This window comes from Saccharothrix ecbatanensis, from assembly GCF_014205015.1.
Classification (GTDB): domain Bacteria; phylum Actinomycetota; class Actinomycetes; order Mycobacteriales; family Pseudonocardiaceae; genus Actinosynnema; species Actinosynnema ecbatanense.
Genome location: NZ_JACHMO010000001.1, coordinates 5010678 through 5030394 on the forward strand (window position 1 = coordinate 5010678; position 19717 = coordinate 5030394).

The window sequence follows — 19717 nt, forward strand, 5'->3', positions numbered from 1 at the left end:
TCTACTCCACACCGGACGAAAGCAGAACCGCCTACTCGGGGGACGACGTCAGAGGACTTCGAGCGGGTCGAGCTTCACGCGGACCACGTCGGGTTCTTTGCGGGCGCTCCGGACGGCCAGCACGTCGGCCAGCATGGTGGCCAGCGCGCGGCCTTCCGTCCTGGGCACGCGGACCAGCGCGCGTTCCTTGTCCTCGGACAGCGGCACCGGCCCGAGGATCTGCCCGTTCGGCGGCAGGTGCAGCTCTTCCAGGACACCGGCCAGCGCATCCGGCGAGCCGTCCACCGTCGCCATCCGCACGGCCGGCGGGAACCCCAGCTCCGTCCGGGCCGCCAACTCCTGACTCGCGTGCCACACCGGGTCCCAGCGGACCAGGGCCTGGACCGGGGCCAGCGAGGAATCGGCCACCACGACCACCCGACCCGCCGCGTGGACCAGCGCCGCCGCCGTCATCCACCGCCGGAGGGTTTCCTCGGCCGCTCTCAGGTCGGCCCGCCCCAGCAACGCCCAACCGTCCAGCAGCAGGGCCGCGCCGTAACCTCCTTCGGCCACCGGTTCCGCGCCGGGCGTGGCCACCACCAGCGACTGACCGCCCGGAACGCCGGCCAGCACCTCGTCGCCGCCCGACGTCCGCACCGGCACCCCGCTGAACGCCCGCCCCAGCTCCTCCGCCGTGCGACGGGCGCCGATGACCTGGCCGCGCAGCCTGCGGGAGCCGCAGTTCGAGCAGCGGAACGCGGCCTCCGTCGCACCGCACCACCGGCAGTACGCGGGCCTCGGCACGCCGTCCTGGGTGCCACCCGGCAACGCCAGCGGCCCCGCGCAACGGCGGCACCGCGCGGGTGTTCGGCACTGGCCGCACGCCAGAGCGGGCACGTAACCGCGCCGCGGCACCTGGACCAGAACCGGCGTGCCCGCCGCCAAGGCAGCACGAGCCGCATCGAAGGCGATGGACGGCAGCCGCGCCGATCGGGCCGCCGCGTCCTTCACCTCCTGCCACTCGTGATCGCCCACGGCCGCCACCCGCGGCGCGACCGACCGCAACGTGTCCCTGGCCGCCACGACCTCGTGCGCCCAACCGCTGTCGACCAGCAGCTGGGCCTCCGCCGTGCGGGCGAAGCCGCCGATCAGCAGCGACGCGCCGGTGAGGTGGGAACGCTGCACCAGCACGTCACGCACGTTCGGGTAAGGCATCCTCGGCTCGGAGTGCAGGTCGTCACCGTCGTCCCACACCGCCACCAGACCCAGGTCGTGCACCGGCGCGAACGCCGTCCCGCGCGTGCCGAGCACCACCCGCACCGCGCCTCGCCGCACCGCCAGCCACCGCTTGTACCGCTCGGACGGCCCGAGATCCGCCGACAGCGACACCACGCCCGCCTCGCCCACGAGCGCCGCGCAAGCCTTGTGCAACCGCGCCAGGTCACGGTGGTCCGGCACGACGACCAGCGCGCCCCTGCCGGTCGACGCCACCGACGCCGCCGCCTCGGCCAGCCGCGCGGGCCAGTCCTCGGCCGGCAGCGCCTGCCACACCGCCCGCGCGGCACGGCCGGAGCGCAACGCGTCCAGCAGGTTCGGCCCGAACGGGTAGCGCGACCACCCTTCGTCCGACGGCGCCTCGGGCACCGGGGCGGGCTCGCCGGAGGGCTTCGCCTCGACCCGCGCGTGCCGGGGCGGGACCGCCATCCGCAGCACGTCGATCAGCGACCCCGCGTACCGGTCCGCCACCACCCGCGCCAGCTCCGCCACCTCCGGCGAGAGCACCGGCTCCGGCGAGATCACCCGGTCCAGGAACGTCAGCTTGCGCCCGTACTCCGACGACTCGACCCGCTCCAGCAGGTACCCGTCCACCAGCTGCCCGGCGAACCGCACCCGGACCCGGCAGCCGGCCACCGCGTCCGCGTCCTGCTCGGTGGACACCTGGTAGTCGAACGCCCGGTCGAGGTGCGCCAACGGCACGTCCACGCAGACGCGGGCAACCGGCAGCGAGGCGGCGGGAACCTGCTCCCCGCGCCTGGTAGTCGCCTTGCCCGCCACGGGTGGAGGTCTACCAGAGACCGGCGGGAACGTTCATGGGACCTGGAGTCATGTCACCATTATCGAACATGTGTTCGACCTATGCAAGATCACGATCGGGTGATCACCGGCGCCACGCTCTCCCGGCCGTTCTCCACGTGCCCCGCCAACCTGCGGCGGAAGGCCCCGGCGGACACCGTGAGGTCGTACCAGCCGTGCCGGAACTCCGTCAGCCACGGCACCAGCCGCCGCTTGCCCGGCCGCACCGTCACCTTGAAGTCACGCCCGTCGCCCACCACGGAGAACGTCACGTCCGACGGCCCGGAGTTCCCCAACGTCACCGACAACACCCGGCTGTGCCCGTGCACCGACGACTCCACCACCGCGGACTCGCCCCGGACCCCGGCGAACTCGCGCCGGAACCCGTTCGGCCCGACCACCGCGAACCGGTACTCCCGCTCGAACGGCACCGCGAACTCCACCGAGGACCGCACGTCGAAGTGCACCGCGTCCCCCGCGTCCGGGCACAACGCCAGGTGCACGCTCTCGTCCCCCGAGTTCCGCAGCCCCAGCCGCACCTCGCCACCGACCACCACACCGGACGCGTCCGGCTGGTAGGGCAGCGGACGGGCCGGTCGCCAGCCGGGAAGTCGGGCGCCTGACGGCCGCCGCCGACCGAAGTCGAACGCCGAGGTCAGGTCGCCGCACGCGGTCCGCTGCCAGGCACTGATCCCCGGCGCCGGCACGCCCAGCCACCGCTCCAAGAACCGCGCCGTGGACGAGTGGTCGAACACCCGCGAGTCGACGTACCCGCCGACCGTCCACGGCGACGCCACGACCACCGGCACCCGAGGCCCCAACAGCCCTTCGCGCGCGTCCTCATAGCCGATGAACAACGCCGTCGAGTCCCACAACTCCGGCGCCAGGGCGTCCAACACCTCGTAGGCCCACGAGGCGGCGGGCGGCGGCACCAGGTACGACACCTGCGCCAACCGTCCGGCCTCGACGTCGGCCCGGAACGACTCGACGTCCTGGTGGACGCGCCACGACTTGCCGGCGTCCCGGAGGTGCTCGGCGTAGGTCGCCCACGGGTAGTCGGAGGCGTGGAAGGCGTCGCACACCGTGAAGGTGTCCGCCAGGTCGTCGTAGTGGTCGTTCTCCCGCATGAGGAACACCACGTGCCGGAGGGCGGCCAGGCCACCGTGTCGCGGCTCACGGGCCAGCGCCTCGTGCACCGACAGCGGCAGCGTGGTGCGACGGGAGACCGGCATGACGTGGTGTCTAACGCGCGCGGGTGAACTCAGGAGGTCTTGCGGACCAAGCCGGTGAAGCCGGCGACGAACAACGTCGCAAAAGCCCGCGAGCATGCCCGGAAATGGCCGCGTCGCCGACCCGGAGACCACGCTGATCGAGTTGATCGGTCAGCAAGTCCCGGATCAGCGACGCGGATGACTCGACGTCACCGAAGTCCACGGCCTCGCCGCGGCTCAGGCGTTTGGCGGAACGGTCACGCGCCCGCGGCGGCGCGGAGGGCGTCGGCGCGGTCGGTGCTCTCCCACGGCAGGTCGATGTCGGTGCGGCCGAAGTGGCCGTACGCGGCGGTCGGCGCGTAGATCGGGCGCAGCAGGTCGAGGTCCCGGATGATCGCGGCCGGACGGAGGTCGAACACCTCGCTGATGGCCTGCTGGATCTTGGTCGGGTCCACCGTCTCGGTGCCGAAGGTCTCCACGAACAGACCCACCGGGGCGGCCTTGCCGATGGCGTACGCCACCTGGACCTCGATGCGCGTGGCCAGACCCGCGGCCACCGCGTTCTTCGCCACCCAGCGCATCGCGTACGCGGCGGACCGGTCCACCTTCGACGGGTCCTTGCCGGAGAACGCGCCGCCGCCGTGGCGGGCCATGCCGCCGTAGGTGTCGACGATGATCTTGCGGCCGGTCAGGCCGGCGTCACCCATCGGACCGCCGATGACGAACCGGCCGGTCGGGTTGACCAGCAGCCGGACGTCGGTGGTGTCCAGGCCGAGCGCGGCGACCTCGGGGGCCACCACGTGCTCGCGGATGTCGACGCCGAGCAGCTTCTCCAGGTCGATGCCGTCCGCGTGCTGCGTGGACACCACGACGGTGTCCAGCCGCACGGGCTGGTCGCCCGCGTACTCGATGGTGACCTGCGTCTTGCCGTCAGGACGCAGGTACGGGACCGTGCCGTCCTTGCGGACCGCGGTCAGCCGGCGGGACAGCCGGTGCGCCAGCGCGATCGGCAGCGGCATCAGCTCGGGGGTGTCCGTGCAGGCGTAGCCGAACATGAGGCCCTGGTCGCCGGCGCCCTGCTTGTCGATCTCGTCCTCGGTGCCCTCGACCCGCTTCTCGAACGCGGTGTCCACGCCCTGCGCGATGTCCGGCGACTGCGAGCCGATGGCCACGTTGACGCCGCACGAGAAGCCGTCGAAGCCCTTGGCCGACGAGTCGTAGCCGATCTCGACGATCTTGTCGCGGACGATGGACGGGATGTCCGCGTACGCCTCGGTTGTGACCTCGCCGGCCACGTGCACCTGGCCGGTGGTGACCATCGTCTCCACCGCGACGCGCGAGCGCGGGTCCTTCGCCAACAACGCGTCGAGGATCGAGTCGCTGATGGCGTCGCAGATCTTGTCCGGGTGCCCCTCCGTCACCGACTCACTGGTGAACAGCCTGCTGCTGTGCTCGCTCACGACACTCCCTAACTGTCCGATCTGCGAATGCTTGAAGAATACTGAGCACCTGGGCGCGTACGGTCAAAGTCCGAGAGCGGGAGCCACGGTGTCCCACAATGTGGACGCCAGCCTGGCCTTCGAACCGTGCGGGATCGGGGTCTCGGCGCCGTCGGCGGACAACAGCCAGCCGGCGTTGTCCTCGACCTCGAACGCGCGGCCGTCGCCGACCGCGTTGACCACGAGCCAGTCGCAGCCCTTGCGCTTGAGCTTCGCGCGACCGTACTCCAGGACGTCGGTCCCGTCGTCCCCGGTCTCGGCCGCGAACCCGACGATGACCTGCCCGGACCTCCGCGCGGCGACCAGTTCGGCCAGGATGTCGGGGTTGCGGGTGAGCGCGACCGGTTCGGGGTCCCGCTCGGTTTTCTTGATCTTGTGCTCGACCGCGGTCACGGGCCGGAAGTCGGCGACCGCGGCGGCCATCACGATGACGTCGGACGTCGCGGCGACCTCGTGCATCGCGGCACGCAGCTCCAGTGCGGAGCCGACGCGCACGACGTCCACCCCGGCGGGCGCGACCAGGTCGGCGGTGTGCGCGGCGACCAGCGTCACCCGCGCGCCGCGCTGGGCGGCGACCCGGGCGAGCGCGTAGCCCTGCCGGCCGGACGAGCGGTTGCCCAGGAAGCGCACCGGGTCCAGCGGCTCACGGGTGCCGCCGGCGGACACGGCGACGTGCACGCCCTCCAGGTCGCGCGGCAGCGCGTCGGGGCGCGCCAGCAGCAACCGGGCCAGGTCGACGATCTCGGCCGGCTCGGGCAGCCTGCCCTTGCCGGTGTCCTTGCCGGTCAGCCTGCCGCTGGCGGGCTCGGCCACGATCACGCCGCGGGAGCGCAGCAGCGCCACGTTCGCCTGCGTCGCCGGGTGCTCCCACATCTCGGTGTGCATCGCCGGGACGAGCAGGACCGGGCAGCGCGCGGTCAGCAGCGTGTTGGTGAGCAGGTCGTCGGCCAGGCCGTGGGCCGCCTTGGCGATCAGGTTCGCGGTGGCGGGCGCGACGACGACCAGGTCGGCGGTCTGGCCCAACTTCACGTGCGGCACCGACGGGACGTCCTCGAACACGCCGGTCTGCACGCGCTGGCCGGACAGCGCCTCGAACGTGGCCGCGCCGACGAACTTCAGCGCGCCGTCCGTGGGCACGACGCGCACGGAGTGGCCTGACTCGGTGAGCCGGCGCAGCACCTCGCACGCCTTGTAAGCGGCGATGCCCCCACCGACCCCGAGGATGACCCTCGGGACGACAGGGGCGTCAACGGCCTCGGTCACTCGCCCTCGGTGTGCTCGAGCAGACCCGCGTGGATCTCCCGGAGCGCGATCGACAGCGGCTTCTCGCGCGGGCCCGGCTCGACCAGCGGGCCGACGTACTCCAGCAGGCCCTCGCCCAGCTGGGCGTAGTAGTCGTTGATCTGCCGCGCCCGCTTGGCCGCGTAGATCACCAGCGCGTACTTCGAGCTGACCTGCTCGAGCAGGTCGTCGATCGGCGGGTTGGTGATGCCCTCCGGGGCACCCGAAAGCGGGCCCAGCTCGGTGTGCGTGGTCACTCGTCAACGCTCCTGCGGTCGGTGTGTCGTGCCCGGTGTTCGTGCCACCCGAATGTTCGCGGGCACGGTTGTTCGCTGCGGAGTCGTCCCGTGCCACTCGACGCGCGCGATCACGCGCCGGGCACCGGGCCGACCACCAAGTTTAGCAAGCTCGCGGCGGCGGACTTCACGTCGGCGTTCACCACGACCTCGTCGAACTCCGGTTCGGCCGCCAGTTCCTCCCTGGCGATCTCCAGCCGGCGGGCCACCACGGTCGGGTCTTCCGTGCCGCGGCCGGTCAACCGGCCGACCAGGTCCTCCCATGACGGAGGGGCCAGCATGACGAGCTGTGCGTCCGGCATCGCGCGCCGGACCTGCCGCGCGCCCTGCAACTCGATCTCCAGCAGGGACGGCCTGCCTGCCGCCAGCGCCCGCTCGACCGGCGCCCTGGGGGTGCCGTAGCAGTTGCCGGCGAACTCGGCGTGCTCCAGGAGCTCGCCGTTCTCGATCATCTTGTGGAACTCGGGGACGTCCACGAAGTGGTAATGGACGCCGTCGATCTCGCCCGGCCTCGGCTTCCTGGTGGTCACCGAGACGCTGAAGTGGATCTCCGGTCCCATTCGGCGCAGCTCGCCCAGCACGCTGGACTTGCCGACGCCGGACGGGCCGGACAGAACGGTGAGGCGGGGCCGGACGCGAACGTCCGACCCCACCCCGGCGCCATCACTCACTCGCCGCTGAACTCGGTGAGCAGCGCCTTGCGCTGCCGCTCACCCAGGCCGCGCAGCCGACGGCTCGGAGCGATCTCAAGGCGCTCCATGATCTGCTGCGCACGCACCTTGCCGACGCCCGGAAGGGCCTCAAGCAGCGCGGACACCTTCATCTTGCCAAGGACCTCGTCGCTCTCGGCGGCCTTCAGCACGTCCGTCAAAGTCGTGCCGCCACGCTTGAGGCGCTCCTTGAGCTCAGCCCGAATGCGACGAGCTGCAGCAGCCTTCTCCAGCGCTGCGGCCCGCTGCTCCTCGGTAAGCTGGGGAAGGGCCACGATTTCCTCCGTGGTGTGGGAATTTCAATTCTGGATCGGTGCCGCGACCGTACCGAGCGCAATTGCCTGGGTACAACGTGGGTCCCAGTCAGGTGAATCTTTCAGCGCTGGAGTTGGTAGCGGCGGGTGGTAGTAGTACCAACACCCTCCGACTGGCCCATCACCCGCCACCGGTAACGCTTTGCGCACAGCCTGTGTGGTATGCGCTTGGCGGGTGCTGGTCCTGCCGGTGGCCAGGACCGTACCAGGGACCGTTTGCGCAGGTGAGCGGACCACGTAAAGCGTGTCGAGATTTGATGGCGATCACATCTCCAGGGACGCCCGGATCGCGTCCACCGCAGACCGCAAAGATGCGGTCCCGGGGCCGTGCCTGAGCACGTCCCGCGAGGACGTCGGGAGCACTCCGCGCAGGTCGGATCCGAACAGCGAACGCAGGTCCGCGACCGTTGCGCCCTGAGCCCCGAAACCCGGCGCCAGGACGGGTCCGTGCAGGTCAGAGAGGTCGACGTCGAGTTCGTCCAGGGTCGCGCCGACGACCAGGCCGACGTCTCCGAACGGCTCCGCGCCGGCGTTCGCACGGGCCGCCGCGTCCACGATCGACTGCGCCACCGAGCGCCCTTCCGAGCCCACCGCGCGCTGCACGGAAGCGCCCTCCGGATTCGAAGTCAGGGCGAGAACGAATATTCCGCGACCGCTCGCCGAGGCGGCTTCGAGGGCCGGATCGAGCGATCCGAACCCGAGGTACGGCGACACGGTGACCGCGTCGCCGGCGAGCGGCGAGCCCTCGGTGAGGTACGCCGCCGCGTACGCGGCCATGGTCGAGCCGATGTCACCGCGCTTGGCGTCGACCAGGACGAGCGTGCCGCTGTCCCTGAGGTCCGCGATGACCCGTTCGAGCACCGCGACGCCCCTGGAGCCGTGCGCCTCGAAGAACGCCGACTGGGGCTTGACCACCGAGACCCGGCCGCCGAACGCCTCCACGCAGGTCAGCGCGAACCGCTCCAGCCCCGCGGCGTCCTGGGAGAGCCCCCAGGACGCCAGCAGGCCCGGGTGGGGGTCGATGCCCACGCAGAGCGGTCCGTGCTCGGAGATGGCCTTGGAGAGGCGCGCGCCGAACCTCACGCGTCACCCCGCAGGGCCGCCTGGAGCGCCTGGAGGGGCCGGACCCCGATGTCACCGCGGATGGCGGCCTCGATGCCGTGCACGGCCGCCGCCGCGCCCTGGATCGTGGTGACGCACGGGATGTCCTTGGCCACGGCCGCCGTGCGGATCTCGTAGCCGTCGATCCGCGGCCCGTTGTTGCCGTACGGCGTGTTGATGATCATATCGACGGTGCCCGCGAGGATGGCGTCCACGATGTTGTCGGCGCCCTCGAAGTGCTTGCGGACGACCGTGCACGGGATGCCGTTGCGACGCAGGACCTCGGCCGTGCCGGCGGTGGCCAGCACCTCGAAGCCCAGGTCGGCGAGCCGCTTGACCGGGAAGATCATGGCCCGCTTGTCCCGGTTGGCCACCGACACGAACACCCGGCCCGACGTGGGCAGGGAGCCGTACGAGGCGGTCTGGGACTTGGCGTAGGCCATGCCGAACGACACGTCGATGCCCATGACCTCGCCGGTCGACTTCATCTCCGGGCCGAGCAGCGAGTCGACGCCCTTGCCCTCCGGCGTGCGGAACCGGTGGAACGGGAGGACGGCCTCCTTGACCGCGACCGGCGCGTGCGCGGGCAGCTTGGCGCCGTCACCGGTCTTGGGCAGCAGCCCTTCCGCGCGGAGCTGGGCGACGGTCGCGCCCAGCATGATCCGGGCGGCGGCCTTGGCCAGCGGCACCGCCGTCGCCTTGGAGACGAACGGCACGGTGCGCGAGGCGCGAGGGTTGGCCTCCAGGACGTAGAGCACGTCGTCCTTCAGCGCGTACTGCACGTTGAGCAGGCCGCGCACGCCGATGCCGTCGGCGATGGCCAGCGTGGACCGCCGGACCGCCTCGATGTCCGACTCGCCCAGGGTGATGGGCGGCAGCGCGCACGCCGAGTCGCCGGAGTGCACGCCGGCCTCCTCGATGTGTTCCATCACACCGCCGATGAACACGTCGGTGCCGTCGTAGAGGGCGTCCACGTCGATCTCGATGGCGTCGTCGAGGAACCGGTCGACCAGCACCGGGTGCGCCGGGCTGACGTCGGTCGCGCGCTGGATGTAGCCGCGCAGGGACTCCTCGTCGTAGACGATCTCCATGCCGCGCCCGCCGAGCACGTACGACGGCCGCACCAGCACCGGGTAGCCGATCTCGTCCGCGATGGCCTTGGCGTGCGCGAACGACGTCGCCATGCCGTACTTCGGCGCGGGCAGCCCGGCGTCGGTGAGCAGCTGGCCGAACGCGCCGCGGTCCTCGGCGAGGTGGATGGCGTGCGGCGGGGTGCCGACGACCGGCACGCCCGCGTCCTCGAGCCGCTGCGCCAGGCCCAGCGGGGTCTGGCCGCCGAGCTGCACGATCACGCCGACGACCGTGCCGGAGCGCTGCTCGGAGTGGAACACCTCCAGCACGTCCTCGAACGTCAGCGGCTCGAAGTACAGCCGGTCCGCCGTGTCGTAGTCGGTGGAGACGGTCTCCGGGTTGCAGTTGACCATCACCGTCTCGTACCCGGCCGCGCGCAGCGCCATGGCCGCGTGCACGCACGAGTAGTCGAACTCGATGCCCTGGCCGATCCGGTTCGGCCCGGAGCCGAGGATCAGCACCTTCGGCTTGTCCCGCTGCTCGGCCACCTCGGTCTCGGCGTCGGGGTCCAGCTCGTAGGCCGAGTAGTGGTACGGGGTCTTGGCGGCGAACTCGGCGGCGCACGTGTCGACCGTCTTGAACACCGGCCGCACGCCCAGCCGGTGGCGCAGGGTGCGGACGCCGTCCTCGCCGGCCAGCTCGGAGCGCAGCGCGGCCACCTGCCGGTCGGACAGCCCGGCCCGCTTCGCCTTGCGCAGGAGGCGTTCGTCCAGCACCGGCGCGTCCTCGATCTCGCCGCGCAGCTCGACCAGCCACGCCATCTGCTCGATGAACCACGGGTCGATGCGCGACGCCTCGTGCACCTGCTCGATGCTCGCGCCCATCCTCAGCGCGCGGTCCACCGTGTACAGGCGGCCGTCGTGCCCCTTGCGCAGGGCGTCCAGAGTGGACTCCAGCGTCTCGTCCGGGTCGGGCGTGGTCCAGAAGCCGGCGGCCTTGGTCTCCATGGAGCGCAACGCCTTGCCGAGCGCCTCCACGAAGCTGCGGCCGATGGACATGGCCTCGCCCACCGACTTCATGGTCGTGGTGAGCGTGCTGTCCGCGCCGGGGAACTTCTCGAACGCGAACCTCGGCACCTTCACCACGACGTAGTCGAGGGTCGGTTCGAAACTGGCCGGCGTCTCACCGGTGATGTCGTTCTGGATCTCGTCCAGCGTGTAGCCGATGGCGAGTTTCGCGGCGATCTTGGCGATCGGGAAACCGGTCGCCTTCGACGCGAGCGCGGAGGAACGGGACACCCGCGGGTTCATCTCGATCACGACCATGCGGCCGTTCTCGGGGTTGATCGCGAACTGGATGTTGCAGCCGCCGGTGTCCACCCCGACCTCGCGGATGACCGCGATGCCGACGTCGCGCATGTGCTGGTACTCGCGGTCGGTGAGGGTCATCGCCGGTGCCACGGTCACCGAGTCGCCGGTGTGCACGCCCATCGGGTCGATGTTCTCGATGGAGCAGACGACGACCACGTTGTCGTTGCGGTCGCGCATCAGCTCCAGCTCGTACTCCTTCCAGCCGAGCACGCTCTCCTCGATCAGCACCTCGGTGACCGGGGACTCCGCGAGGCCGGACGCGGCCAGCCGCTCCAGCTCCTCCGGGGTGTGCGCCATGCCCGAGCCGAGGCCGCCCATGGTGAACGACGGCCGGATGACGACCGGCAGGCCCAGGTCGGCCACGGTCGCGCGGACGTCGTCCATGGTCTTGCAGACCGCGCTGCGCGGCACGTCCGCGCCGATCTTGCGGACCAGGTCCTTGAAGATCTGCCGGTCCTCGCCGCGCTGGATGGCGTCGATGTCCGCGCCGATCAGCTCGACGTCGTACTTCTCCAGCACGCCGCGCTCGTGCAGCGCGATCGCCGTGTTCAACGCGGTCTGGCCGCCCAGCGTGGCCAGGATGGCGTCCGGCCGCTCGGCCGCGATGACCTTCTCCACGAACTCCGCGGTGATGGGCTCGACGTAGGTGGCGTCGGCGAACTCGGGGTCCGTCATGATCGTCGCCGGGTTGGAGTTGACCAGGGAGACCCGCAGGCCCTCCTCGCGCAGCACCCGGCACGCCTGGGTGCCGGAGTAGTCGAACTCGCAGGCCTGGCCGATGACGATCGGGCCGGAGCCGATGACCAGAACGTGCTTGAGATCTGTCCTCTTCGGCATCAGCGACCCTCGCCCATCATCGTCACGAACTCGTCGAACAGCGGTGCGGCGTCGTGCGGACCGGCCGCCGCTTCCGGGTGGTACTGCACGCTGAACGCGGGCACTTCCAGGGCGCGGACGCCCTCGACCGTGCCGTCGTTCGGGCAGTAGTGGCTCAGCAGCACGCGGCCGAAGTCGGAGGTGAACTCCTCCCCCGGCTCGCCCTCCAGCGCGAAGCCGTGGTTCTGCGACGTGATCGCCACCTTGCCGGTGGACACGTCGATGACCGGGATGTTGATGCCCCGGTGGCCGTAGCGCATCTTGTACGTGTCGCGGCCCAGCGCGCGGCCCAGGATCTGGTTGCCGAAGCAGATGCCGAACAGCGGGATCTTCCGGTCCAGCACGCCGCGGGTCAGCTCGACCGCGTGCGCCTGGGTGGCCGGGTCGCCGGGGCCGTTGGACAGGAACACGCCGTCCGGCTTGAGCGCCACCAGGTCGTCCACGGTGGAGGTCAGCGGCAGGACGTGCACCTCGATGCCGCGGGCGGCCATCATCCGCGGGGTGTTGGACTTGATGCCCAGGTCCAGCGCGGCGACGGTGAACCGGCGCTCGCCGACGGCCTCGACCACGTACGGCTCGGCCGTGGTCACGTCGCCGGCCAGGTCGGCGCCCTTCATGGTGGGCGCGCTGCGGACCCGTTCCAGCATCTCCTCGACGCCGCCCAGGTCGTCACCGGAGAACACGCCGGCGCGCATCGCGCCCTGCTCGCGCAGGTGGCGGGTGAGCATCCGGGTGTCGACGCCCGCGACGCCGACGATCCCCTGGTTCGCCAGCTCCTCGTCCAGACCGCGCTTGGACCGCCAGTTGGACGGCACCCGCGCGGGGTCGCGGACGACGTACCCGGCGACCCAGATGCGGCCGGACTCGTCGTCCTCGTCGTTCCAGCCGGTGTTGCCGATCTGCGGCGCGGTCTGCACCACGATCTGGCGGTGGTAGGACGGGTCGGTGAGGGTCTCCTGGTAGCCGGTCATGCCGGTGGAGAACACGGCCTCGCCGAGGCTCGCGCCGACAGCGCCGTAGGCCTCACCGCGGAACACGCGGCCGTCCTCCAGGACCAGTGCCGCGTCGGTCTTGCCCAGGTCGATCATGCGGAGTCTCCCAGCGCTTGCACCCACTGCTCGTACACGTCCTTGTCGTCGCCCCGGAACCCGGTGTCGAGCACCTTGTCCCCGAGCTGCCAGCGCACGACCAGCAGGCCGTCCGCCGTCATCACCTTGCCCGCGAGGCCTCGTGCCGTGCGGGCGCTCGTCACCTGCTCCACCGGGATCCACAGCGCGCTCGCGCCCGTCCGCTCGACCAGCACGCCGTTCTCGGTGAGCTTGAGCGTGGCCTCGGCGCGGTGGCCGATGTCGCCGACCGCGACCCGGTCCTGCCAGTCCTCGCCGATGGTGGTGCCGACGTAGACACCGGTCGTCTCCAGCATCGTCGCACCGGTCTCGGCGGGCGGCTGCGGGAACTCGGGCAGCACCTCGGCCTGGCGGCGGGCACGGCGCTGCCAGCCGCGCCACATGCCGTAGAGGCACAGCAGGAAGATGGCCAGCAAGCCCAGGGACAGCAACAGCCGCGTCATGGGCGAATCCTTCCGCCGACGGCCGTCACGCGCCCGCGCAGCAGCGTCGCCACCACCGCGCCCGGCAGCTCCATGCCCTCGAACGGCGTGTTGGCCGCGATGCTGGCGAACTCCGCACCGCGCACGGTCCAGGTGGCGTCCGGGTCGACCAGGGTCAGGTTGGCCGGCTCGCCGACCTCGATCGGTCGCCCCTGATCGGGCAGGCCAGAGATCTCGGCGGGCCGCTCGCTCATCACCCGCGCGACGCCGCGCCAGTCCAGCAGGCCGGTCTTCACCATCGTCTCGACCACGATCGACAGCGCCGTCTGCAACCCGAGCATGCCCGGCCGTGCCGCGGACCACTCGCAGTCCTTGTCCTGCACGGCGTGCGGCGCGTGGTCGGTGGCCACGCAGTCGATGACGCCCTCGGCCAGCGCCTCGCGCAGCACCTTCACGTCGGCCGCCGTGCGCAGCGGCGGGTTGACCTTGTTGACCGGGTCGTAGGTGCCCAGCCGGTCGTCGGTCAGCAGCAGGTGGTGCGGCGTGACCTCGGCCGACACCTCCGTGCCGCGGGCCTTGGCCCACCTGAGCACGTCGGCCGTGCCGGTGGTGGAGACGTGGCAGACGTGCAGCCGGGCGCCCGCGTGCAGCGCCAGCAGGCAGTCCCGCGCCACGATCGACTCCTCGGCGGCGGCGGGCCAGCCCTGGAGGCCGAGCCGGGACGCCTGCTCGCCTTCGTGCGCCTGCGCGCCGACGGTCAGCCGGGGCTCCTCCGCGTGCTGCGCGACGACGACGTCCAGCGCCTTGCTGTACTCCAGCGCCCGACGCATGATCAGCGGGTCGTGCACGCAGTGGCCGTCGTCGGAGAACACCCGGACGCCCGCCTTGGCCATCGTGCCCAACTCGGCGAGCTTCACGCCCTCCAGGCCCACGGTGACCGCGCCGACCGGGTGCACGTCGACCAGGCCGACCTCGCGGCCCCGGCGTGCGACGTGCTGGACGATCACCTCGTTGTCGGCGACCGGGTTCGTGTTGGCCATGGCGAAGACGGCCGTGTAGCCGCCCAGCGCGGCGGCGGCCGACCCCGTGGCGATGGTCTCGGTGTCCTCGCGGCCCGGTTCGCGCAGGTGGGTGTGCAGGTCGACGAAGCCTGGCAGCAGGACCGCGCCGTTCCCCTCGACCACTTCCGCGTCGTCTGCTTCGACGGACCCGATCCCGGCGATCACGCCGTCGCGGATCAGCACGTCAACCAGGTCACCCTCGCCGTACGGTCGTACTCCCTTGAGGATCAAGGGCATCACGCGGTTTCCTCCTCGTGGGCAAGCAGGTGGTAGAGGACGGCCATGCGCACGTGCACGCCGTTGCGCACCTGGTCGGTGATGGCGGCACGGGGCGAGTCGGCGACCGCCGAGGCGATCTCCATCCCGCGCAGCATCGGACCGGGGTGCAGCACGACCGCGTGCTCCGGCAGCAGCTTCAGCCGGTTCTCGCTGAGCCCGTAGGCGATGGAGTACTCACGGGCCGACGGGAAGAACCCGCCGTGCATCCGCTCGGCCTGCACTCGCAGCAGCATCACGGCGTCGAGGCTGGGCAGTTCGGCGTCCAGCTCGTGCGAGACCGTCACCGGCCAGCTCGACACGCCGATCGGCAGCAGGGTCGGCGGCGCGACCAGCGTCACGTCCGCGCCCAACGCGGTGAGCAGGTGCACGTTCGACCGGGCGACCCGGCTGTGCAGCACGTCGCCGACGATCGCGATCCGGCGGTCCCGCAGGTCGCCTAGGCGTTCCCGCAGGGTGGCCGCGTCCAGCAGGGCCTGGGTGGGGTGCTCGTGCATGCCGTCGCCCGCGTTGACGACCGACGTGCCGGCTTCCTTCAGCCAACCCGCCAGCCGGTGCGCCGCGCCGGACGCCGGGTGCCGCACGATGACGCAGTCCGCGCCCGCCGCGGCCAGGGTCAGCGCGGTGTCCCGCAGCGACTCGCCCTTGCTCACGCTGGAGCCGGACGACGAGACGTTCACCACGTCCGCGCTCATCCACTTGCCCGCGATCTCGAAGCTCACGCGGGTGCGGGTGGAGTTCTCGTAGAACATCGTGATGACCGTGCGACCGCGCAACGTCGGGAGTTTGCGCACTTCACGGCCTTCGAGGGCCTGCTTGAGGTTCGCCGCGGTGTCCAGGATGGCGGTCGCCTGCGCCGGGTCGATGCCCTCGGTGGTGAGCAGGTGCTTCACCGCAGCACCACCCCGTCCCGCTGGTCGAACTCCTCCAGCAGCACGTGGACCTCCTCGGTCCGGGCCGTGGGCACGTTCTTGCCCACGTAGTCCGCGCGGATCGGCAGTTCGCGGTGGCCCCGGTCGACCAGGACGGCCAACTGGACGGCGCGCGGGCGGCCGTGGTCGCGCAGGGCGTCGAGCGCGGCGCGGATCGTGCGACCGGAGAACAGCACGTCGTCCACGAGGATCACGAGCTTTTCGTCGACGCCGCCTTCGGGCAGCTTCGTCGCCTCCAGCGGGCGGGTGGGGCCGCGGCGCAGGTCGTCCCGGTAGAGGGTGACGTCCAGCGTGCCGGTCGGCACCTCGACACCGGCGAACTCCGCGATCCTGACGGCCAAGCGGCGGGCGAGCGGCGCTCCCCGGCTCGGAATCCCCATCAGGACTACTGCGGGTGCGCTCGGTGCATCAAGAGCGGTCTTCTCGATGATCTGATGGGCCATTCGGGCGACGGTGCGCGCGACGTCGCCGGCCGACAGGAGCTCGCGCTCCCGGGCCGGGTCCGTCGCGCCACGTTGACGTGGCGCCACGGTTGGACCTCCTTCCCCGCCTCGCTGGACGGGTCCTTAAAGGACGTCGGACACCCGGCTGCGACCGGGCTGACCAGGACCGTATCAGGCGCGGAGGGTCAATCTTCCGGGTGGTGTGCGTGGTCTCGCCCACCTGGGCCGGCGAGATCAGCTTGACCTGGTGACCACGGAGAGCAATCATTACTCTGCGTATTGATCTAAGCCTCCCCGCGGCAGTCCCCTACCGGCTGACGGGGCGAATGAACGGAGAACCGCCACATGGGCGACTACGCCAAGGCGCTGGGGGCCAAGCTCCGCGCGATCCGCCAGCAGCAGGGCCTGTCTTTGCACGGCGTCGAGCAGAAGTCCGGCGGTCGCTGGAAGGCCGTGGTCGTCGGCTCGTACGAGCGCGGCGACCGCGCTGTCACCGTGCAGAAGCTCGCCGAACTGGCCGACTTCTACGGCGTCCCGGTGGCCGAGCTGCTGCCCGAGGGCCGGGTGCCGTCCGGAGCGGAACCAGCCACCAAGATCGTCATCAACCTGGAGCGGCTGCAACAGCTGCCCGCGGAGAAGGTCGGGCCCCTCGCCCGGTACGCGGCGACCATCCAGAGCCAGCGTGGCGATTACAACGGCAAGGTGCTGTCCATCCGGACCGAGGACCTGCGGTCGCTGGCCATCATCTACGACATGACCCCCGGCGAGCTGACCGAACAGCTCATCGACTGGGGTGTGCTGCCCCCCGAGGCCCGTCCGGCCAAGGAGGACTGAACACGCTGAAGGGCCACCCGCCGGTTCGGACGGGTGGCCCCTTCGCCGTGCTGTGAGCTGCGCTTTTCAGTGCAGTTTGGCGTTTTCCAGCCTTCGGGCTAGAGGACGGCCCGGAGCTGGTCCGCGATGACCGCGATCCGGCCGAGCACACCGTTGACGAACCGCGGCGAGTCGTCCGTGGACAGGCCCTTGGCCAGCTCCACCGCCTCGTCGATGGCGACCGCGTCGGGCACGTCGGCCGCCCACAGCAGCTCGTACAGCCCGATCCGCAGCACCGCCCGGTCCACCGCCGGCATCCGCTGGAGGGTCCAGCCCTCGGCGTGCTCGGAGATGAGGTCGTCGATGCGCGAGCGGTGCGCCGTGACGCCTTCCACGAGGGCGATCGTGTAGTCGTTCACCGGCGGCACGTCCGTCGAACCGACCCGGTCCGCGAGCAGCGTCACCGGGTCGACGCCCCGCAGGTCCGCCTCGTAGAGGACGTCGAGGGCGCGTTTGCGGGCCTTGCTCCGTGCGCCCATCTCAGCCGTTCACTCGGCCGAGGTAACGGCCGTCGCGGGTGTCGACCTTGATCTTCTCGCCGGTGGTGACGAACAGCGGGACCTGGATCTCCGCGCCCGTCTCCAGCGTGGCGGGCTTCGTGCCGCCGGTGGAGCGGTCGCCCTGGAGGCCCGGGTCGGTGTGCTGGATCACGAGCTCGACCGAGGTCGGGAGCTCGATGAAGAGCGCGACGCCCTCGTGCATGGCGACGATCGCTTCCTGGTTCTCCAGCATGTAGTTCGCCGCGTCGCCGACGGTCTCGGCCGGGATGCTGATCTGGTCGAACGTGTCGCCGTCCATGAAGACGAAGTCGGCGCCGTCCTTGTACAGGTACGTCATGCCGCGCTTGTCGACGGTGGCCGTCTCGACCTTGGTGCCCGCGTTGAAGGTCCGGTCCACGACCTTGCCCGACAGGACGTGCTTCAACGTGGTGCGCACGAAGGCGCCGCCCTTGCCCGGCTTGACGTGCTGGAACGCGGTGACGGTCCACAGCTGGCCGTCGATGTTCAGCACCAGGCCGTTCTTCAGGTCGTTGGTGGTGGCCACGGTGGTGGGCTCTCCTGTTGCGTGAGTGAGGGGAGGTCGGCTCGGCCGACGGATCCGACTTCAGACGATCCGACTAACAGAGCTCGACGAGCTCTTTCATGGTCAGGGTGAGGAGCTCCGGGGCGCCTGCGCGCACCACGAGCGTGTCCTCGATGCGGACACCACCCTTCCCGGCCAGGTACACACCGGGCTCGACGGTGACCGCCATACCGGGCAGAAGTGTACCGTCACCCGCCCTGGAGAGAGTTGGAGCCTCGTGGATCTCCAGGCCGACGCCGTGGCCGAGGCCGTGCAGGAACTGCTCGCCGAACCCGGCCGCCTCGATCACGCCGCGCGCCGCCGCGTCCACGTCCGGGATGCGCGCGCCCGGTTCGAGCGCGGCACGGCCGGCCGCCTGCGAGGCCGCGACCAGTCGGTACAGGTCGCGCTGCCAGTCCGCGGCCCGGCCGACGACCAGGGTGCGGGTCATGTCCGAGTGGTAGCCGTCGACCAGGGCGCCGAAGTCCAGCTTGACGAAGTCGCCGTCCTTGACCACGGCGTCCGTCGGCCGGTGGTGGGGGACGGCCGAGTTGGCGCCCGTCGCCACGATCGACTCGAACGAGGGGCCGGCCGCGCCGTGGTCGAGCATCCGGCTCTCCAGCTCGCGGGCGATGTCCTTCTCGGTGCGGCCGGCGCGCAGGCCACCGTGCTCGATGAGGTCCGCCAGCGCCCGGTCCGCCGCCGCGCACGCCATCCGCAGCGCCTCGACCTCGGCGTCGTCCTTGACCACCCGCAGCTGTTCGACCAGGTCGGACGCGCGGACCAGCTCGACGCCGTCGCCCGCCTCCGTCAGCGCGTCCAGGCCGTCCACGGTGACGTGGTCGCTCTCGAACCCGACCCGGTCCAGGCCCGCCTTCGACGCCCGGCCGACCAGCGCCGCGTCGCACGGCCGGTCGATGACGCGTTCCAGGTCCGGCACCTGCGCCGCGGCCTGGGTGAGGTATCGGCCGTCGGTGCAGAACACGGCGTTGTCGTCCGTGTCGGCGTGGACCAGCAGCGCCGCGTTCGAGCCGGTGAACCCGGTGAGGTAGCGGACGTTCAGCAGGTTGGTCACCAGCAGGGCGTCCAGCTCCCGGTCCCGGAGCGTGGCGCGCAGGGCGGCGCGGCGAGTGGAGTGCGGCATACAGGCAGCCTAAGGCCCGGTGGGCCACCCCACACCGCCACTCGATCGGGTGAACCGTGCCGAATCGTGCGACGGTTCTCGTGACTCGCCGTGCCGTCGTGGCCGGCTCCCGAGGGCAGCTATGAGCGGCCGTCCGTCACCCCTAGGGTGGAACGCATGCGCACGTGGCTGGTCCGAGGTTTCTGGATGGGGTTGTTCCACGGCGGGGTGCAGACCGGCACCTCGGCGGTGAGCGTGTACAGCCCCGAAGCGGCCTCGTCGATCCGGTACATCGCGATCGCGCTGGTCGTCGTGATCGGTCTGCTGTGGGGCGCGCTGGACGCGTGGCGGCAGCTCGAAGGGCGCGGCATGGTGTGGTTCATCGCGGCTTTGGTGGCCGGGCCGCTGGCGGGGATCGCGAGCGTGATCGGCCGCTCGCTGGTGGACCAGACCGGCTTGGAGGAGCTGTGGCCGGCGCTGACCGGCGGGGCCGCGTTCACCGCGCTGTTGGTCATGACTACATCGGGGGTCGGAATCGCCATCGGCAACGCCCTACCCCAGCCGGACGGGTCGCGGCAGCCCGACGGGACTCTCTAAGTCTCGACAGCCCGGCGGCT

19 protein-coding genes are annotated in these 19717 nt (G+C 71.2%); 2 read left to right on the top strand and 17 right to left on the bottom strand.

All coding sequences use genetic code 11. The features are described from left to right. Positions 1-48 precede the first annotated feature (48 nt). The 14 genes from F4560_RS20755 to pyrR form a co-directional block, all read right to left on the bottom strand. Positions 49-2034: a primosomal protein N' gene (locus tag F4560_RS20755; RefSeq protein ID WP_184922304.1), complete on the bottom strand. Its 1986-nt coding sequence runs from the start codon at positions 2032-2034 to the stop codon at positions 49-51. Between the two features lie 89 nt (positions 2035-2123). Next, a complete protein-coding gene (locus tag F4560_RS20760; RefSeq protein ID WP_184922306.1) occupies positions 2124-3284 on the bottom strand; it encodes a phospholipase domain-containing protein in 1161 nt (386 codons plus the stop codon). 236 nt (positions 3285-3520) lie between these two features. After that, on the bottom strand, positions 3521-4723 hold the full coding sequence (gene metK / locus F4560_RS20765) for a methionine adenosyltransferase (protein ID WP_184922308.1): 1203 nt from the start codon (positions 4721-4723) through the stop codon (positions 3521-3523). Between the two features lie 63 nt (positions 4724-4786). Continuing rightward, the gene (coaBC, locus tag F4560_RS20770; protein ID WP_184922310.1) at positions 4787-6025 is read right to left on the bottom strand and encodes a bifunctional phosphopantothenoylcysteine decarboxylase/phosphopantothenate--cysteine ligase CoaBC; all 1239 of its coding nucleotides are present in this window, start codon (positions 6023-6025) and stop codon (positions 4787-4789) included. Further along, positions 6022-6300 carry a DNA-directed RNA polymerase subunit omega gene (rpoZ, locus tag F4560_RS20775; RefSeq protein WP_051772708.1) on the bottom strand — a complete coding sequence of 93 codons (279 nt, stop codon included), beginning with the start codon at positions 6298-6300 and terminating at the stop codon, positions 6022-6024. The genes coaBC and rpoZ overlap by 4 nt, the downstream gene beginning before the upstream one ends. A gap of 110 nt (positions 6301-6410) precedes the next feature. Continuing rightward, entirely contained in the window at positions 6411-7010 is a 600-nt protein-coding gene (gene gmk, locus F4560_RS20780) for a guanylate kinase (RefSeq protein WP_184922312.1), read from the bottom strand. Continuing rightward, entirely contained in the window at positions 7007-7324 is a 318-nt protein-coding gene (mihF, locus tag F4560_RS20785) for an integration host factor, actinobacterial type (RefSeq protein ID WP_184922314.1), read from the bottom strand. The genes gmk and mihF overlap by 4 nt, the downstream gene beginning before the upstream one ends. A 303-nt stretch (positions 7325-7627) precedes the next feature. Beyond that, positions 7628-8446, bottom strand: a complete 819-nt coding sequence (pyrF, locus tag F4560_RS20790; protein ID WP_184922316.1) for an orotidine-5'-phosphate decarboxylase — start codon at positions 8444-8446, stop codon at positions 7628-7630. Continuing rightward, positions 8443-11742: a carbamoyl-phosphate synthase large subunit gene (gene carB, locus F4560_RS20795; RefSeq protein ID WP_184922319.1), complete on the bottom strand. Its 3300-nt coding sequence runs from the start codon at positions 11740-11742 to the stop codon at positions 8443-8445. The genes pyrF and carB overlap by 4 nt, the downstream gene beginning before the upstream one ends. Then, entirely contained in the window at positions 11742-12869 is a 1128-nt protein-coding gene (gene carA, locus F4560_RS20800; protein WP_184922321.1) for a glutamine-hydrolyzing carbamoyl-phosphate synthase small subunit, read from the bottom strand. The genes carB and carA overlap by 1 nt, the downstream gene beginning before the upstream one ends. Next, a complete protein-coding gene (locus tag F4560_RS20805) occupies positions 12866-13351 on the bottom strand; it encodes a PH-like domain-containing protein (RefSeq protein ID WP_184922323.1) in 486 nt (161 codons plus the stop codon). Before F4560_RS20805 ends, carA begins: the two co-directional genes overlap by 4 nt. Then, a complete protein-coding gene (locus F4560_RS20810) occupies positions 13348-14628 on the bottom strand; it encodes a dihydroorotase (RefSeq protein WP_184929277.1) in 1281 nt (426 codons plus the stop codon). The genes F4560_RS20805 and F4560_RS20810 overlap by 4 nt, the downstream gene beginning before the upstream one ends. Continuing rightward, entirely contained in the window at positions 14628-15560 is a 933-nt protein-coding gene (locus tag F4560_RS20815) for an aspartate carbamoyltransferase catalytic subunit (protein WP_184922325.1), read from the bottom strand. Before F4560_RS20815 ends, F4560_RS20810 begins: the two co-directional genes overlap by 1 nt. Continuing rightward, entirely contained in the window at positions 15557-16129 is a 573-nt protein-coding gene (pyrR, locus tag F4560_RS20820; RefSeq protein ID WP_184922327.1) for a bifunctional pyr operon transcriptional regulator/uracil phosphoribosyltransferase PyrR, read from the bottom strand. Before pyrR ends, F4560_RS20815 begins: the two co-directional genes overlap by 4 nt. A gap of 258 nt (positions 16130-16387) precedes the next feature. Here pyrR and bldD point away from each other — a divergent pair, with 258 nt between their 5' ends. Beyond that, positions 16388-16876, top strand: coding sequence for a transcriptional regulator BldD (gene bldD, locus F4560_RS20825; RefSeq protein WP_015103676.1), 489 nt, complete (start codon positions 16388-16390; stop codon positions 16874-16876). 98 nt (positions 16877-16974) lie between these two features. On the opposite strand, the gene nusB is transcribed toward bldD, so the two are convergent. The 3 genes from nusB to F4560_RS20840 all read right to left on the bottom strand — a co-directional run bounded on the left by nusB (position 16975) and on the right by F4560_RS20840 (position 19121). Further along, positions 16975-17394 (bottom strand): transcription antitermination factor NusB, encoded by a 420-nt coding sequence (nusB, locus tag F4560_RS20830; RefSeq protein ID WP_184922328.1) that lies wholly within the window; start codon positions 17392-17394, stop codon positions 16975-16977. Between the two features lies 1 nt (position 17395). After that, a complete protein-coding gene (gene efp / locus F4560_RS20835) occupies positions 17396-17959 on the bottom strand; it encodes an elongation factor P (protein WP_184922330.1) in 564 nt (187 codons plus the stop codon). Between the two features lie 73 nt (positions 17960-18032). After that, complete coding sequence (locus tag F4560_RS20840) at positions 18033-19121, bottom strand: M24 family metallopeptidase (RefSeq protein WP_184922332.1); 1089 nt, start codon at positions 19119-19121, stop codon at positions 18033-18035. 156 nt (positions 19122-19277) lie between these two features. Between F4560_RS20840 and F4560_RS20845 the strand changes: the two genes are divergently transcribed. Continuing rightward, the gene (locus F4560_RS20845) at positions 19278-19697 is read left to right on the top strand and encodes a B-4DMT family transporter (protein ID WP_184922333.1); all 420 of its coding nucleotides are present in this window, start codon (positions 19278-19280) and stop codon (positions 19695-19697) included. The last annotated feature ends 20 nt before the right edge of the window (positions 19698-19717 follow it).

What these genes read in the sequence shown, in the direction of transcription:
- F4560_RS20760 (WP_184922306.1), bottom strand. Translation starts at nt 3,284, where the DNA reads ATGCCGGTCTCCCGTCGCACCACGCTGCCGCTGTCGGTGCACGAGGCG.
- carB (WP_184922319.1), bottom strand. Translation starts at nt 11,742, where the DNA reads ATGCCGAAGAGGACAGATCTCAAGCACGTTCTGGTCATCGGCTCCGGC.
- carA (WP_184922321.1), bottom strand. Translation starts at nt 12,869, where the DNA reads ATGATCGACCTGGGCAAGACCGACGCGGCACTGGTCCTGGAGGACGGC.
- F4560_RS20805 (WP_184922323.1), bottom strand. Translation starts at nt 13,351, where the DNA reads ATGACGCGGCTGTTGCTGTCCCTGGGCTTGCTGGCCATCTTCCTGCTG.
- F4560_RS20810 (WP_184929277.1), bottom strand. Translation starts at nt 14,628, where the DNA reads ATGCCCTTGATCCTCAAGGGAGTACGACCGTACGGCGAGGGTGACCTG.
- bldD (WP_015103676.1), top strand. Translation starts at nt 16,388, where the DNA reads ATGGGCGACTACGCCAAGGCGCTGGGGGCCAAGCTCCGCGCGATCCGC.
- nusB (WP_184922328.1), bottom strand. Translation starts at nt 17,394, where the DNA reads ATGGGCGCACGGAGCAAGGCCCGCAAACGCGCCCTCGACGTCCTCTAC.
- F4560_RS20840 (WP_184922332.1), bottom strand. Translation starts at nt 19,121, where the DNA reads ATGCCGCACTCCACTCGCCGCGCCGCCCTGCGCGCCACGCTCCGGGAC.
- F4560_RS20845 (WP_184922333.1), top strand. Translation starts at nt 19,278, where the DNA reads ATGCGCACGTGGCTGGTCCGAGGTTTCTGGATGGGGTTGTTCCACGGC.